The 13,542-nt window shown below is 61.3% G+C and carries 11 protein-coding genes, 3 tRNA genes and 1 other RNA gene; 9 read left to right on the top strand and 6 right to left on the bottom strand.

What is annotated here, in order from left to right:
* Nucleotides 1-92 precede the first annotated feature (92 nt).
* The 6 genes from ftsZ (at nucleotide 93) to SFHG_RS03275 (ending at nucleotide 5,083) form a co-directional block, all read left to right on the top strand.
* Entirely contained in the window at nucleotides 93-1,214 is a 1,122-nt protein-coding gene (ftsZ, locus tag SFHG_RS03250) for a cell division protein FtsZ (RefSeq protein WP_042433334.1), read from the top strand.
* A 21-nt stretch (nucleotides 1,215-1,235) separates the two neighbouring features.
* Nucleotides 1,236-2,087, top strand: a complete 852-nt coding sequence (locus SFHG_RS03255; protein ID WP_042433715.1) for a purine nucleoside phosphorylase YfiH/LACC1 family protein — start codon at nucleotides 1,236-1,238, stop codon at nucleotides 2,085-2,087.
* Nucleotides 2,088-2,089: 2 nt separating this feature from the next.
* Nucleotides 2,090-2,791 carry a YggS family pyridoxal phosphate-dependent enzyme gene (locus tag SFHG_RS03260; RefSeq protein WP_042433337.1) on the top strand — a complete coding sequence of 234 codons (702 nt, stop codon included), beginning with the start codon at nucleotides 2,090-2,092 and terminating at the stop codon, nucleotides 2,789-2,791.
* Between the two features lie 75 nt (nucleotides 2,792-2,866).
* Complete coding sequence (sepF, locus tag SFHG_RS03265; protein WP_042433340.1) at nucleotides 2,867-3,781, top strand: cell division protein SepF; 915 nt, start codon at nucleotides 2,867-2,869, stop codon at nucleotides 3,779-3,781.
* A gap of 66 nt (nucleotides 3,782-3,847) precedes the next feature.
* Nucleotides 3,848-4,108, top strand: coding sequence for a YggT family protein (locus SFHG_RS03270; protein ID WP_042433343.1), 261 nt, complete (start codon nucleotides 3,848-3,850; stop codon nucleotides 4,106-4,108).
* Between the two features lie 45 nt (nucleotides 4,109-4,153).
* On the top strand, nucleotides 4,154-5,083 hold the full coding sequence (locus tag SFHG_RS03275; protein WP_042433346.1) for a DivIVA domain-containing protein: 930 nt from the start codon (nucleotides 4,154-4,156) through the stop codon (nucleotides 5,081-5,083).
* 297 nt (nucleotides 5,084-5,380) lie between these two features.
* Here the strand turns inward: SFHG_RS03275 and rnpB are convergent.
* An RNA gene (gene rnpB / locus SFHG_RS10070) (RNase P RNA component class A) lies at nucleotides 5,381-5,728 on the bottom strand.
* A 94-nt stretch (nucleotides 5,729-5,822) separates the two neighbouring features.
* Here rnpB and SFHG_RS03280 point away from each other — a divergent pair.
* From SFHG_RS03280 to thiD, 3 genes are all read left to right on the top strand, one after another.
* Nucleotides 5,823-6,416, top strand: a complete 594-nt coding sequence (locus tag SFHG_RS03280; RefSeq protein WP_202898057.1) for a thiamine diphosphokinase — start codon at nucleotides 5,823-5,825, stop codon at nucleotides 6,414-6,416.
* A gap of 142 nt (nucleotides 6,417-6,558) precedes the next feature.
* Entirely contained in the window at nucleotides 6,559-7,881 is a 1,323-nt protein-coding gene (gene thiC, locus SFHG_RS03285) for a phosphomethylpyrimidine synthase ThiC (protein ID WP_081468901.1), read from the top strand.
* Nucleotides 7,882-7,914: 33 nt separating this feature from the next.
* The gene (gene thiD, locus SFHG_RS03290) at nucleotides 7,915-8,724 is read left to right on the top strand and encodes a bifunctional hydroxymethylpyrimidine kinase/phosphomethylpyrimidine kinase (RefSeq protein ID WP_042433355.1); all 810 of its coding nucleotides are present in this window, start codon (nucleotides 7,915-7,917) and stop codon (nucleotides 8,722-8,724) included.
* A gap of 152 nt (nucleotides 8,725-8,876) precedes the next feature.
* Here the strand turns inward: thiD and SFHG_RS03295 are convergent, their stop codons facing one another.
* The 5 genes from SFHG_RS03295 to SFHG_RS03315 all read right to left on the bottom strand — a co-directional run bounded on the left by SFHG_RS03295 (nucleotide 8,877) and on the right by SFHG_RS03315 (nucleotide 12,884).
* Nucleotides 8,877-10,517, bottom strand: a complete 1,641-nt coding sequence (locus SFHG_RS03295) for an amidohydrolase (protein WP_042433358.1) — start codon at nucleotides 10,515-10,517, stop codon at nucleotides 8,877-8,879.
* A gap of 595 nt (nucleotides 10,518-11,112) precedes the next feature.
* Nucleotides 11,113-11,189: transfer RNA gene (locus SFHG_RS03300), tRNA-Glu, on the bottom strand.
* Between the two features lie 38 nt (nucleotides 11,190-11,227).
* Nucleotides 11,228-11,304 (bottom strand) — tRNA-Glu (locus tag SFHG_RS03305).
* Between the two features lie 21 nt (nucleotides 11,305-11,325).
* A tRNA-Gln gene (locus SFHG_RS03310) sits at nucleotides 11,326-11,399 on the bottom strand.
* Between the two features lie 63 nt (nucleotides 11,400-11,462).
* Nucleotides 11,463-12,884 (bottom strand): CCA tRNA nucleotidyltransferase, encoded by a 1,422-nt coding sequence (locus tag SFHG_RS03315; protein ID WP_081468902.1) that lies wholly within the window; start codon nucleotides 12,882-12,884, stop codon nucleotides 11,463-11,465.
* Between the last annotated feature and the right edge of the window lie 658 nt (nucleotides 12,885-13,542).

Raw genomic sequence — 13,542 nt, forward strand, 5'->3', positions numbered from 1 at the left:
CCACCCTCTTTGTGTAAAATAATCCCACGTGAATACAACCACGAGTGTGTGAAACGCAGCTCAAAGCAAGCGTAATAGTGTGGAGGAATACAATGCCAAACAATTCGGGCGAGCATCTGGCGGTCATCAAGGTCGTCGGCGTCGGCGGCGGCGGCACCAATGCCGTTAACCGCATGGTCGAGGCGGGCGTCAAGGGCGTGGAGTTCATCGCCGTCAACACCGACCGTCAGGCCCTTCTGATGTCGGATGCCGATAAGACCATCCACATCGGCGAGGAGCTCACGCGCGGCCTGGGCGCCGGCGCGAACCCCGAGGTCGGCTGCCAGGCCGCCGAGGAGTCCCGCGCGGAGATCCGCGAGGCGCTGGCTGAGGCCGACATGGTCTTCGTCACCGCCGGCGAGGGCGGTGGCACCGGTACGGGCGCCGCACCCATCATCGCTGAGATCGCCCGCGAGGAAATCGGCGCGCTGACAGTGGGCATCGTCACCAAGCCGTTCTCCTTCGAGGGCCGCACCCGCCGCAACCAGGCGGAACAGGGCATCGACCTGCTGTCCCAGAAGGTCGACACGCTCATCGTCATCCCCAACGACCGTCTGCTCGAGATCGTCGACAAGAAGACCAGCATGCTCGATGCGTTCCGCATCGCCGACGACACGCTGCGTCAGGGCATCCAGGGCGTCACCGATCTGATCACCATCCCGGGCCTGATCAACCTCGACTTCGCCGACATCCGCACCGTTATGAAGGACGCCGGCACCGCCATGATGGGCATCGGCCTGTCCTCCGGCGAGAACCGCGCCCTCGACGCCGCGCAGCAGGCCACCAATTCGGCGTTGCTCGAGGCTTCCATCGCCGGCGCCTCCCGCGTGCTGTTCTCCATCTCCGGCGGTCCCGACCTCACGCTTACCGAGGTCGACGAGGCTGCCCGCACCGTCGAGGCCTGCGCCGATGAGAACGCCAACATCATCTACGGCCAGATCATCGACGAGAGCATGGGCGACAGCGTGCGCATCACCGTCATCGCCACCGGCTTCAAGGTCAATGCGCCCCAGCAGTCCGCCATGGACTTCAACCGTAAGGACCTGTTCGCCTCCACGGCCGCTCCCGAGCCGGCACCGGCGCCCCAGCCGTCTACGTATTCCACGCTCACCAGCACGCCCGGCCGTTTCGCTGACGAGGATTACATCCCCGATTTTCTGAAGCGCCAGCGCTAAGGAGCAACAGCTTTGCATACCGTGTGCGAAACATTGCCTGCACCGAAACTCGACGCGCGCCCTTGCGGCGCGCGTCGCATTTCCATGCTCACCGACGATGCGCTCTGTCAGGCCTGCGGTGTCCGCATCGCCTTCACCGGGCGCGACGGGGGGTCAAGCCAGGGGCCGTTCGCGTCGCTGAACCTCGGTGCCCACGTGCAGGACAACCTCGATCATGTCATGGAGAACCGCCGCCTTGCCATGCAGGCGCTTGACGGCGAAGGCGTTCCGGTCATCGTGCCCAACCAGGTGCACGGCACCGAAATCGTCTCCATTCACGCCTCCGATGCCGCCAGCGTCGTTGCAGCGCAGCAACGTGCGCAAGCCGCTGCCGATGCGCTTGTGGTCACCGCGTCCAACGTGGCGGCCATGCTGTGCTTCGCCGATTGCACGCCCGTCATCGCGGTGTCGCCCACGGGGCGCTTCGCCGTGGCCCATGCGGGGTGGCGCGGGGTGGTCGGCGGCATCGCGGCTTCGTGCGTCAAGCGCCTAGCGCTCGAAGATGGAGCGAAAACGCCTGATGAGCAGCACGAAATCGCTGCCGATTACAACGTCTACATCGGCCCGCACATCCACGATTGCTGCTTCGAGGTGGGAAGCGAGGTCGAGCAGCGCTTCGCCGAGCTTTTCGGGCAGGGCTGCGTTCGCCCATCGCGTCACGTCAGCATGCTCGATGCGTTGCGTGTCCAGCTTGCGGCCGTAGGCGTCGACCCTGCGCGCATCTGCGATGCGGGCATCTGCACGCAATGCAATCCGCAGCTCTACTTCTCGTACAGGGCATCCGGCGGCACCTGCGGCCGCCATGGCGCCATCGCGTTTCGAAAGGAAGCATAGCCATGCCATTCGCTCAGCATTATCAGGAAACGCTCGAAGAGCTTGCCCGCGTGTGCGCTTCGTGCGGACGTGACCCGCGCGAAGTGAAGGTCATCGCCGTGTCCAAGACGGTCGATGCGCCCGCCATCTCCGCAGCCATCGCCGCGGGAGCCCACGATTTCGGCGAGAACCGCCCCGACGTGCTTGCCGCCAAGGTGGCGCAGCTGCCGGAGCAAACCTGGCATTTCATCGGAAACGTCCAGTCGCGCAAGATCCCCGAGATCGTCGCTTGCGCATCGCTTGTGCACTCGGTTTGCAAAGAAGAGCATTTCGCCAAATTCGACCAGGCGGCCGAGCGTCTTGGCAAGGTGCAGGACATCCTGCTCGAGGTCAACGTGTCGGGGGAGGAGAGCAAAAGCGGTTTCACCCCGGATGAGGCGATTGCTGCGCTGCAGCTTGCCGAGACGTTCCCCCACATCGCCGTTCGCGGCCTTATGACCATGGCCCCGCAGGGTAACCTGGATGTGGCGCGCGAGTGCTTCGAGGGTCTGGCCGCCTTGCGCGACGCGTTGCGCAGCCAGCTTCCCTCTGAGCAGGCCGCACGCTTCAATGAACTTTCCATGGGCATGAGCGAGGACTGGCGCGAGGCCGTTTGCGCGGGTGCTACCATGGTGCGGATAGGCCGAGCTCTGTTCAGCGACTCCTTCGAGTCCGTTCAGGCATAAGGCTCGCGTCCGCAATACCGAACATGCAGCGGCGGCGTCGACCGCCGTCCTTAAGAAACGAAGCAGGAGAGCGGTATGGCAATGCCCAAGTTCAACAAGCCCGAAGGCATGCTCGACAGCATCAAGTCCAAACTCGGGTTCTCCGATGGCGGCGATTACTACGATCGCGGCCGCAAGGACTACGACGATTACGATTCCGGCGACTACGACGATTACGACGATGACTACGAAGAGGACGATGCTGCCCCCAGCTCGAACTACGATCCGTACGATTCGGTCACCACGCGTCCCGCGCGCGGCAATCATGCCCGTACGTCTGTCGGCTCGGGCGGGTATCGCCCGGCCAAGCTCGTCTCCATCGACGACGTGCGCGCGCACACCACCGTGCCCGACAGCCTGAACCGCGACCCGCTGCCGCCGCGTAAGGTCAGCTCGGCATCCTTCGGCAACCGTACCATGGTGGACCCGGCGTTCACCGCTCCGGCCAACACGCCCAACGCAAGGGCTGCGGCAGCTGCCGACCAGGAGCGTTCGGAAAGCCTGAACGCCCTGTTCAGCACCACCGCCGCCGAGGCTGCCGAATCCAGCGCCGCCCCGACCGCCCAGACGGCCGCGAAGCCTATCGAAGGTGCGTTCACGGCGGCTGCCAAGGCTGCTTCCGCCGCCTCCTCGTTCGATCCGTACAAGGCCTACGAGGGCACCGCAACGGGCACGCACAGCCCCACGCGTTCGGTCACCATTGTCAAGCCCGCCAGCTACGGCGAGTGCGAGAAGGTCGCAAAAGCCCTCAAAGCCGGAGATGCCGTGGTACTTGCGCTCAAGGAAACCCCCGATGCGCTGGCTAAGCGCGTGCTCGACTTCTCGTTCGGCGTTTCGAGCGCCCTCGATGCAAGCGTCGACTGCGTCGCCGACAAGGTCTTCGTCATCGCGCGCGGGGCGGCTCTCAGCGAAGCCGAGCGTGCAAGCCTGCGTTCTCAGGGCATCCTGTAACCGTACGTATCGAAACCGACCCCGGGCTTGGCGCCCGGGGCGTTAGCAAGGAGCGAAACACCCCGCATGCTCAGTTTGAAGTATCTTATCGTGTCGCTTTCCGATGCGTACAGCATGATCATCTTCGTATACGTCATGCTGTCATGGTTCCCGACCGATCGGGGCATCCTCGCAGACATCAACAACGTGCTCGCGCGCATATGCGACCCGTATTTGAACCTGTTCAAGCGCCTGATCCCCCCTATTGGAGGTATGGTGGACGTAACGCCCATCGTCGCGCTGCTTGTACTACAATTCGGTGTACGTTTGTTGGTAAACTTGTTCTAGATGCGCACCTGCGCATTCCCGCACATCAGATGAAGGGATACAAAGATGGCTATCACCTCTGCTGAAATCCATAACCAAAGCTTCTCCATCGATCGCAAGGGCTACGACGTCGACGAGGTCGATGTCTTCCTCGAGCACGTCGCCGATGAGATCGACGGCCTGAATCAGCAGATCGCCTCGCTGCAAAGCCAGATCGGCGAGGACACGTTCGCCGGCTTCGACCGCCCGGCCACCTTCGACGATGAGGTGTTCGACGAGCCCGAGCCCGAGCACGCCGCCGAGCAGGAAGACCAGCCCGCAGACTCCATCGACCCGACTATCCTGGCCGAGAAAGATGCCGCCATCGCCGAGCGCGATGCCCGCATCGCCGAGCTCGAGAAGCAGCTCGAGTCCAAGAAGGCCGACGGCAACGCCATCGCCCAGGCGCTCATCATCGCCCAGCGCTCCGCCGACGAGATCCTGGCCAACGCCAAGGCCGATGCTGCCGCCACGGTCAAGGATGCCGAGGACGAGGCCGACCGCATCCTCGACAAGGCCGAGAACGATCGCCAGAAGGTCATCGATGCTATTCACAAGCTCGAGGATGATCGCGAGGAGGCGCGCGAGGATTATCGCGACCTGCTCAACGACTTCATCACCGACGCCACTCGCAAGCTTGCCGAAATCGGCGAGAAGGCCCCGAAGGCCGCCGGCGCGCTCGCGTCCGGTCAGCATGGCCGCTATGCCACGCATGTCGACTCCGAGCCGGTCGTGAAAGAGGCCGCTGCAACCGCGCCGCAGGCCCCGCTCACCGTTGACGGCTCCGATGCCTATGACGACGCGCACGCAATCCCGGCTGCCGTTCCGGCTGCTGCCGTAACCGCTGCATCGCCCGCGGTCACCGGTTCGGTTGCTCCTGTGGCTTCCAGCGTTGAGAAGGACTTCTCCGGCTTCGGCGATGCCGCCGATGATTTCGAGATCGACGATCTCGACTAATCTGCCGCAACAAACGCCTGCAGGTTCACGGAGCGCGTGTGCCGGTCTCGGCCCAACCGCCAAGGTCATTAATCCTCATAGAGCGCTTTCGAGCATTGCGCACGATGAAGCGGGGATCAAGCACAAGCTTGATCCCCGCTTTCGTCTAATTGGAAGGAATTGCGGTTGATGGCGCGGAATGCAGGGCCGGCCAATAAGGTTCTGCTAAAGCTCGCGTTCAGGCATCCTTCGTCGCCGGACATCGATAAGCGCGATGCTTATGAAACAAAAAAGCTCCCGAACGGGAGCCTTTTGAAAAACGCGAGCGAGTCGATAAGCCGGGTTCTGTCGTTGGACGACCATTTATCTCGAACGCGCGTCACCGCGCGTCTCAAGCACGCAACCCGAATGCACGGAAGGGCGGCCGTATGGCATTCCTATTTGCGCTTGCTCCAGATGGGGTTTTCCAAGCCACGTTGTTGCCAACGCGCTGGTGCGCTCTTACCGCACCGTTTCAGCTTTTCTCCCGCTTGCGCGGGGGAGTTTACTTTTCTGTGGCACTTTCCGTCGGGTCGCCCCGCCCAGCCGTTAGCTGGCATCTTGCCCTTTGGAGCCCGGACTTTCCTCACGCCGCTCAAGGCGGCGCGCGATCGTCTGGCCCGCTCACAGTGTGGTATTCTACCATATCGGAACCGAAACAAGGAGCATCATGACAACCTGCGCATTGGTTGGCGCCACATATTTCAACGAACAAGATTTCATGGCACGCTATAACGAGGGGTTTTTCGACTTCATCATCGCTGTCGACGGCGGTTTCGCCCCGCTCGATCGGCTCGGCGTTGCGCCTGATATGGCCATCGGCGATTTCGACTCCCTCGGCTACGTTCCTTGTGCGAAGCGGGTTTCCCGTCATCCCGTGAACAAGGATGCATCGGATATGGAGCTTGCCCTCCAAAGAGCGGCGAACTATCGCCATACCGACATCTATGTATACGGCGGCATCGGCGGCAGGCTCGATCATACGTTGGCGAACCTGCAGCTGTTCGCCGCGTACTCCGAGCGTGGGTTCTACGTTACCGGCATCGCCGAGGGATTCGCCATCCGCTGCGTTACCGGTCCCGACGTGTTCACCCTTCCCGATAACGTGGAGAAGGGCACCGTCTCGGTCTTCGCGGCAAACGATCGCGCCGAGGGCGTCATCGAGCGTGGGCTGGAGTATTCGCTTGACGACGAGCCCCTCACCAATCGAACCAGCCTCGGCCTTTCCAACGAGCTGATCGGCCAGGAGGCCACCATCGCTGTGGAGTCGGGCACGCTTTATGTCTTTTATCCTTTGCCTTGGGAAACTTCTTAGTAGCCGGGGATATAATAGCGGCCACATCAACCGTATATCGGGGGAGCTTGCTAGCGCCGTGCGCCGGGCAGGCTGAGAGGAGGCCCCGCATAAGCCTCGACCCGCCGAACCTGCATGGGTAATGCCAACGAAGGGAGCATCTATGGGTAACGAATCCTCCAACCTCATCACGCAAATCGACTTCGCCCGCGCGGGGCAGATCACGCCCGCCATGCGCGTGGTCGCCGAGAAGGAAGGCCGCAGCGCGGAGTTCATCCGCGAGGGCGTCGCCGCCGGCCGCATCGCCATCCCGGCCAACATCCACCACACGTCGCTGTCGCCCGAAGGCGTCGGCGAGGGCTTGCGAACCAAGGTCAACGTCAACCTGGGCATCTCCGGCGACCTTGCCGACGAATCCGTCGAGTGGCAGAAGGTCGATACGGCCATCGAGCTTGGCGCCGAGGCCATCATGGACCTTTCCAACAGCGGCAAAACCCAGGCGTTCCGCACCAAGCTCATCGAGAAGTCGCCTGCCATGATCGGCACCGTGCCCATGTACGACGCCATCGGCTATCTGGAGAAGGCCCTCATCGCCATCAAAGCGGAGGACTTCCTTGATGTGGTCCGCCGCCATGCCGAGGATGGCGTCGACTTCGTCACCATCCACGCTGGCATGAACCGCCGCACCATCGAATCCTTCAAGGAAACCGGCCGACTTATGAATATCGTTAGCCGCGGCGGCTCGCTCATCTTCGCCTGGATGGAGGCTACCGGCAACGAGAACCCGTTCTACGAACACTACGATGAGGTTCTCGAGATCTTGCATGAACACGATGTGACCATCTCCATCGGCGATGCCATGCGTCCTGGTTGCACCTACGACGCAACCGACGCCGGCCAGATCGCCGAGCTCATCGAGATCGGCAAGCTCACCAAGCGCGCATGGGACGCCGGCGTGCAGGTCATGGTGGAGGGTCCCGGTCATATGGCCCTCAATGAGATCGAGGCGAACATGCGCTTGGAGAAGCGCCTGTGCCACAACGCGCCGTTTTATGTTCTCGGCCCGCTCGTGACCGATATCGCCCCGGGCTACGACCACATCACCGCCGCCATCGGCGGCGCTGTGGCGGCCTCCTCGGGCGCCGACTTCCTGTGTTACGTCACGCCCGCCGAGCATCTGCGCCTGCCCGATGCGCAGGATGTGCGTGATGGCCTGGTTGCCACGAAGATCGCCGCGCATGCCGCCGATATCGCCAAGGGCATCCCCGGCGCCCGCGACCGCGATAACCGCATGAGCGACGCCCGTCGCCGTATGGACTGGGAAGAGCAGTTCGGTCTTGCCATCGATCCGGTTCGCCCGCGCAAGGTCTTCGAAAGCGCCCCGCCGAGCAACGAGGGCACCTGCACCATGTGCGGCAAGATGTGCGCCGTGCGCACCGTCAACACCATCATGGACGGCCTCGTCATCGACCTCGACAACGAGTAAGCCGATAGCGCTGGCGTCAAAGGGAGGTTTCCGATGAAAGCAGTGCTCAGCATCGCAGGCTCCGACTCAAGCGGCGGAGCGGGCATCCAGGCCGATATCAAGACCATCGCATCGTATGGTCTATATGCGGAAACGGTCATCACCGCCATCACGGCGCAAAACACCTGCGGCGTCCGCGCCGTGCAGGACATTTCGCCTGAAGTGGTCGGTGCGCAGATCGATGCGGTGTTCGAGGATATCCGCCCCGATGCGGTGAAGATCGGCATGGCGCCCTCCGCCCAGATCATCAACGTTATCGCAGAGCGTCTGCGTTTCCATCAGGCGCGCAACGTGGTGGTCGACCCGGTCATGGTGGCCACCAGCGGCTCTCGCCTCATCGAGCAGCAGGCTGTCGATGCGCTGGTCTCGAACCTGGTGCCCTTGGCCGACGTTATCACCCCGAACGTGCCCGAGGCCGAGGTGCTGTGCGGTTTTCCCGTCGTCGACGACGAGGGCATGATGCAGGCGGCGAAGCTGCTTTCGGGGAAAACCAACGGGGCCGTGCTCGTCAAGGGCGGCCATCGCGCCGATACCGCCGACGACCTGCTCGTCCTGCCCGATGGCCGTCACGCTTGGCTGAGGGCGAAGCGCATCGCTACCGGCAACACCCACGGCACCGGCTGCACGCTCTCCAGCGCCATCGCAAGCGGTCTGGCGCAGGGGAACGGCATCGAGCAGGCGGTTCGCCGCGCGAAAGGCTTCGTACGAGGCGCTCTGTCAACCGGCCTTGACCTTGGGCAGGGCAGCGGTCCCCTCGATCACATGTGGTGCCACGGAAAGCCGCACCTGCCCTACAGCGCCTAAACAAGCGGCGGCTCCGGCGCCACGCCGTTGCTCTCAGGCGCCGACGTTATAAATGCTAAGCGCCCCAAGAGGCTTACCGAGCCCCCTTCTGTTTCGCGGTAACGCAGAAACGGAAGGGGGCTCGCTGGCCATCTTGGGGCGTTTCGGTCTTTCTAGGCCTCGAACACGCAGCGTCCGCCCATCCAGGTGGCGGTAACATGTGCATCCAAGATCTCGTCGTCGGAACATGTAAGCAGGTCGGTGTCGAGCACCGCCATGTCCGCCAGCTTGCCTGCTGCCAGCACGCCTGCTTCTCCGTTGCGCTGGGCTGCCGCGTCGCTGCCGGCGGTGTATGCGCGGATAGCCTCCGCGCGGCTGATAAGCTGCTCGGGGCGCCAGCCGCCTTCGGGTGCACGCGTCTGCGGGTCACGGCGCGTGGCGGCGCTGTACAGCACGCCCATGGAATTCACGTCCACCACCGGCGAATCCGTGCCGAACGCAAGCGTCTCGCCCTCATCCAGCATGGTCCTGAACGGCCACATCAGCTTCACGCGCTCGTCTCCCAAGTCGCGCTCGGGGCCGCCCGGGTCAAGCGTCATATGCGGCGGCTGCACCGCGGCGATCACATCAAGCTCGGCCAGGCGCTCCACGTCGCCGGGCAGGAAGTTCTCCAGATGCTCAAGGCAGTTATGGCGCCCCTCGGGAAGCGGGCCGAATTGCGCGCGGGCATCCTCGAAGATGTTCAGCGCCTCGTGGATCGCCGCATCGCCGATGGTGTGGATGCGCACAGGGTAGCCCTTCTCGGCTGCTTGCATCACCAGCGCACGCATCTTGTCGGGCTCGATGGTGGGCCTTCCGCAGTCGTCCTCGCATCGGGCGTTGCTATAAGGCTCGGTCACCCATGCGGTGTGCTGGCTGGATACGCCGTCGAAGAACTGCTTGAAACCGGCGCAGCGCAGAACCGGGCCCGTATAGCGCGCAGACATCGCCTCGAACCTGCTCATATCCTCAAGCAGGGTGGGGAAGAGGTTCACGCGGCACGTCAGCTCGTCGGATTCAAGCAGGCGCGCATGCACATCGTCTCGGATGAAGTCCAGGCCGGGGTTGGCCATGAGCGACATATCGCAAACGCTCGTGATGCCGTTTTGTGCCAACGTACGCAAAAACCCGCGATAAGCATCGGCTATCTCGTCATCGGAAAATGCGTTCATGATGCGCGGCATCAGCTCCATGGCGGCCGCTTCGCGCACGATGCCCGTCAGGTCGCCATCGGCATCTCTGTCGTAGCTTCCTCCCGCAGGGGGCACGCTGTCGCGATCGATTCCCAGCTCAGTCAACGCGCAGCTGTTGAGCCACAGCGTGTGCGCGTCGCCGGAGTACAGCGCCACGGGGCGGTTGGGGAAGGCCTCGTCAAGCGAGTGCTTCGACGGTAGCACCGGCGGGTCCCATCGATATTCGCGCCAGCCCTGGGCGAGTAGCCACCCTTCAGGACGCCCCTGCGCGAAACGCTTCATCCGCTCGACGCAGTCGGCCTCGTTGTCGCCCAGGAAGTTCGTGGCAAGCGGGGAAGAGTACACCGCAGAATGGAAGAAGTGCACGTGCGAGTCATGGAAGCCGGGCGCGATGAAGGCGTCGCCGTAGTCGACCACCTCAGGTTCGGCATTTCCGTAGGCTTCGCGGGCTAACGCAAGCGCATCTTCTTTCGGTCCGACGAATGCGATCTTATCCCCGGAAATGGCGATGGCAAGTTCCTCGGCGCTATCGGTCAAACCGGTGAATACGCGCTTGCTGCAAAGAATGCGGTCGATTCGCATGATGGTCAACCTTTCTTCAAAACGTTGAAGGCCCGATTGCTGCATCGTCCCCAGCGACGCGTCTGTCGGCCTTTCGGTTTCGTCACATGCCAGCGAGGATATATCCAATTAGCCCATCATGTCCAGTGCGATCACCTGGGTATCCAGAAGAGGCGTCGCCTTATCGAGCATCGGGAAGGCGACGCCTCTTCGCAAGAGTTGGGAACGCGTACAGCGTGATTCGCCCAGCCCATATGCCAACCCTCGGCATTCGTCGCATCACCCGTAATTTCTCGCAATCCTCGATGTGTGCCGAGTGCTTATAGGTCCGCTACGTTATTCGCGTGTATGCTCCTTCAGCCTTTCGATCATGTTGCTTGTTGCATATCGAATAGGCAGCAGCCGATTTTTTGCTTAGGAGTCGAGAGTATCCGCCGTCCAACCTGCGGCGCACAGCCGAGGCTACGTATATCGGGAATGATGATATCGAGATAGGAGTTCTTGCCTCCACGGTACTGCGTTTGCGAAGCTTGCTGCGTACTGTATTGTGCAGCTCGAGCAGGGGGCGGTATCGCTGATAACAAAAAAGCCGAGGCAAAAGCCCCGGCTGAACACTTGGTAGCTCCGACCGGATTCGAACCGGCGACCTTCGCCTTGAGAGGGCGACGTCCTAAACCGCTAGACGACGGAGCCATTAAAAAGGCCGCGAAATACGTGGCCTGGGTAAAGCTTGGTAGCTCCGACCGGATTCGAACCGGCGACCTTCGCCTTGAGAGGGCGACGTCCTAAACCGCTAGACGACGGAGCCATTAAACGAATCTACCAAAAATGGCTGGGGTGGAAGGAGTCGAACCCTCACATACGGTACCAGAAACCGCTGTCCTGCCATTAGACGACACCCCAGTGGCAAATCCTCTGCGCCGTTTCCTTCGACTTATTTCGGAGGGCCAGGCGCGAGAAGATATATTACGCACCTTCGCCTATTTCGTCAACACTTTTTGGCAACTTTTTTGAAAAACTTTTCCCAATCACGTTGCGTAATACGTATTCCTCCAGGTCAGGTGCCAAATTAGCAACTTTTCCATCGATAACGGCATCAAGCAATTGTGCAAGGGTTTCTCCAATCTCGGGCCCTTGGGCAACTCCCAGCCGTATAACGTCACGCCCGTTGATAGCCAAGGACTTGACCGTGAAGGCCTCGTCGGCGGCGATTATCTCCTCAAGAGTGTGTTGCAGATCGTCGGCAAGCGCTATACGCGGGCCGCTGAACTTCGGCGACTGCCCCCTCGCGTCCCCTCGCTTCAAATCGCAAAGCGCGGCGAACAGCTCGGTGTCGCCGCCAAGCCGTGCCAGCATGCGCTTCACCGCTTTAGGGTTAGCCGGCACCACGTCGTCATGACGTCTCACCAAAGCAAGTACCCTATCGATGAAGGCGTTGGAGAACGTCAGCCGCTGCATGATGCCGCGCGCTATGGGAACGCTCACTGCTGCGTGGCCGTAAAAATGCCCGGTGCCGTGTTCGTCTTTGAAGAAGCACGCGGGCTTGCCCATATCGTGGAACAACGCGGCCCAGCGAACCAACGGGTAGGGTGGAACGCCATCGACGACCCGAGCGGTATGCTCAAGCACGTCGTATATGTGATAGGGCGTCTGCTGATCGAAGCCCTTCATGGCGACAAGCTCGGGCAAAACGGCCGAAAGCGCATCAAAACAGCCAAGCAAAGCGTCGCCGGCATGCGGGCCAAGCAGCAGTTTCTGCAATTCATGGGTTACGCGTTCGGCGGATATCTTCGACAACAATCCCTTGTTTTCCAACATTCCCTGATACGTGCAAGGTTCGATGGCGTACCCAAGCTCAGCGCTGAAACGGCAAGCCCGCAGGATGCGCAGCGCATCTTCGGCGAACCTTTGATGGGGATCGCCGACTGCACGGATGACGCCGAGCTCGATATCGGCCTTTCCCCCGAAGGGGTCGATTAGACCTCGATCGGGTCGCCAAGCCATAGCATTGATGGTGAAGTCCCTGCGAGCAAGATCTTCCTCGATCGATGACACGAACGACACCGAATCAGGATGCCTTCCGTCATTATATTGTCCATCGCTGCGAAAAGTCGTAACCTCGAAAGCCGAATCCCCGCAGATAACGGTGATGGTTCCATGGGCAACCCCGGTTTCGTGGGTTCTCAGCCCCGCCCGTTCGCAAACGCGTTTCGTGTCGGCCCACATCGCGCTGCAGGCGATATCGATATCCGAGCAAGCTCGACCCAACAGCGCATCGCGCACAAAGCCGCCCACGGCCCAAGTCTCGAATCCCGCGGTATCCAATATAGAAAGAAGCGCAAGGGCATCCTCAGGAAGTTCGATCCGCAGATCTGCGCTCAAATCCATCACCACCTTATAGAGGGTTCATCAACCCCATAGTAAAACAAGGAAACGAACGGGGGAGAGCCAAGACCGCATCCGATTACGGCGAACAGCCGTTTCCAGGTTGCCGACGAACGGGTCGGGGCAAAAAGAGTGCCGGTCTTAAGGGGGTAAGCCTATCACTGTTCGACAAACGACAGGATCAAGCAATCGATTGATGCCAGGAAGCGGACAGGAAGGCGGCAAGGCTTTGCGCCTTAACGGCGGACAGCCGTTTTCAGAATGCCGTGGATCTCATAGAGGGCAAAGCGAGTCATCCACCGCATGAGCAACAGGAAAGCTCGAGGGGAAGAATGCTCGAGGCGCAATAGAAGCCGAATTAGGTAAAGAGGCAATAAGGAAAAGCGGAAATATAAGCTCTATATAAGCCGGAAATGAAGAAATGAATGAACGTGCTTAGCCGTAAAGGGCTTGGTTCTAAGGGGATCTGCGTTGTGTCAGGGTGTGTTGCAATCGAAAACTACCACCATATGTAGGGTGATAGAGAAGCATGGACACAAGGAATGAAAGGAAAAGGCCATATATTGTGTACAGGATGTGGAGACCAGCGCAAAATCGCATCAGGGGATTGTCAAGAGGGCGGCAGCCGCGTAATATACATCCCCGCCCTGAGGCAAGGGCG

The organism is Senegalimassilia anaerobia JC110 (genome assembly GCF_000236865.1).
Taxonomy (GTDB): Bacteria; Actinomycetota; Coriobacteriia; order Coriobacteriales; family Eggerthellaceae; genus Senegalimassilia; species Senegalimassilia anaerobia.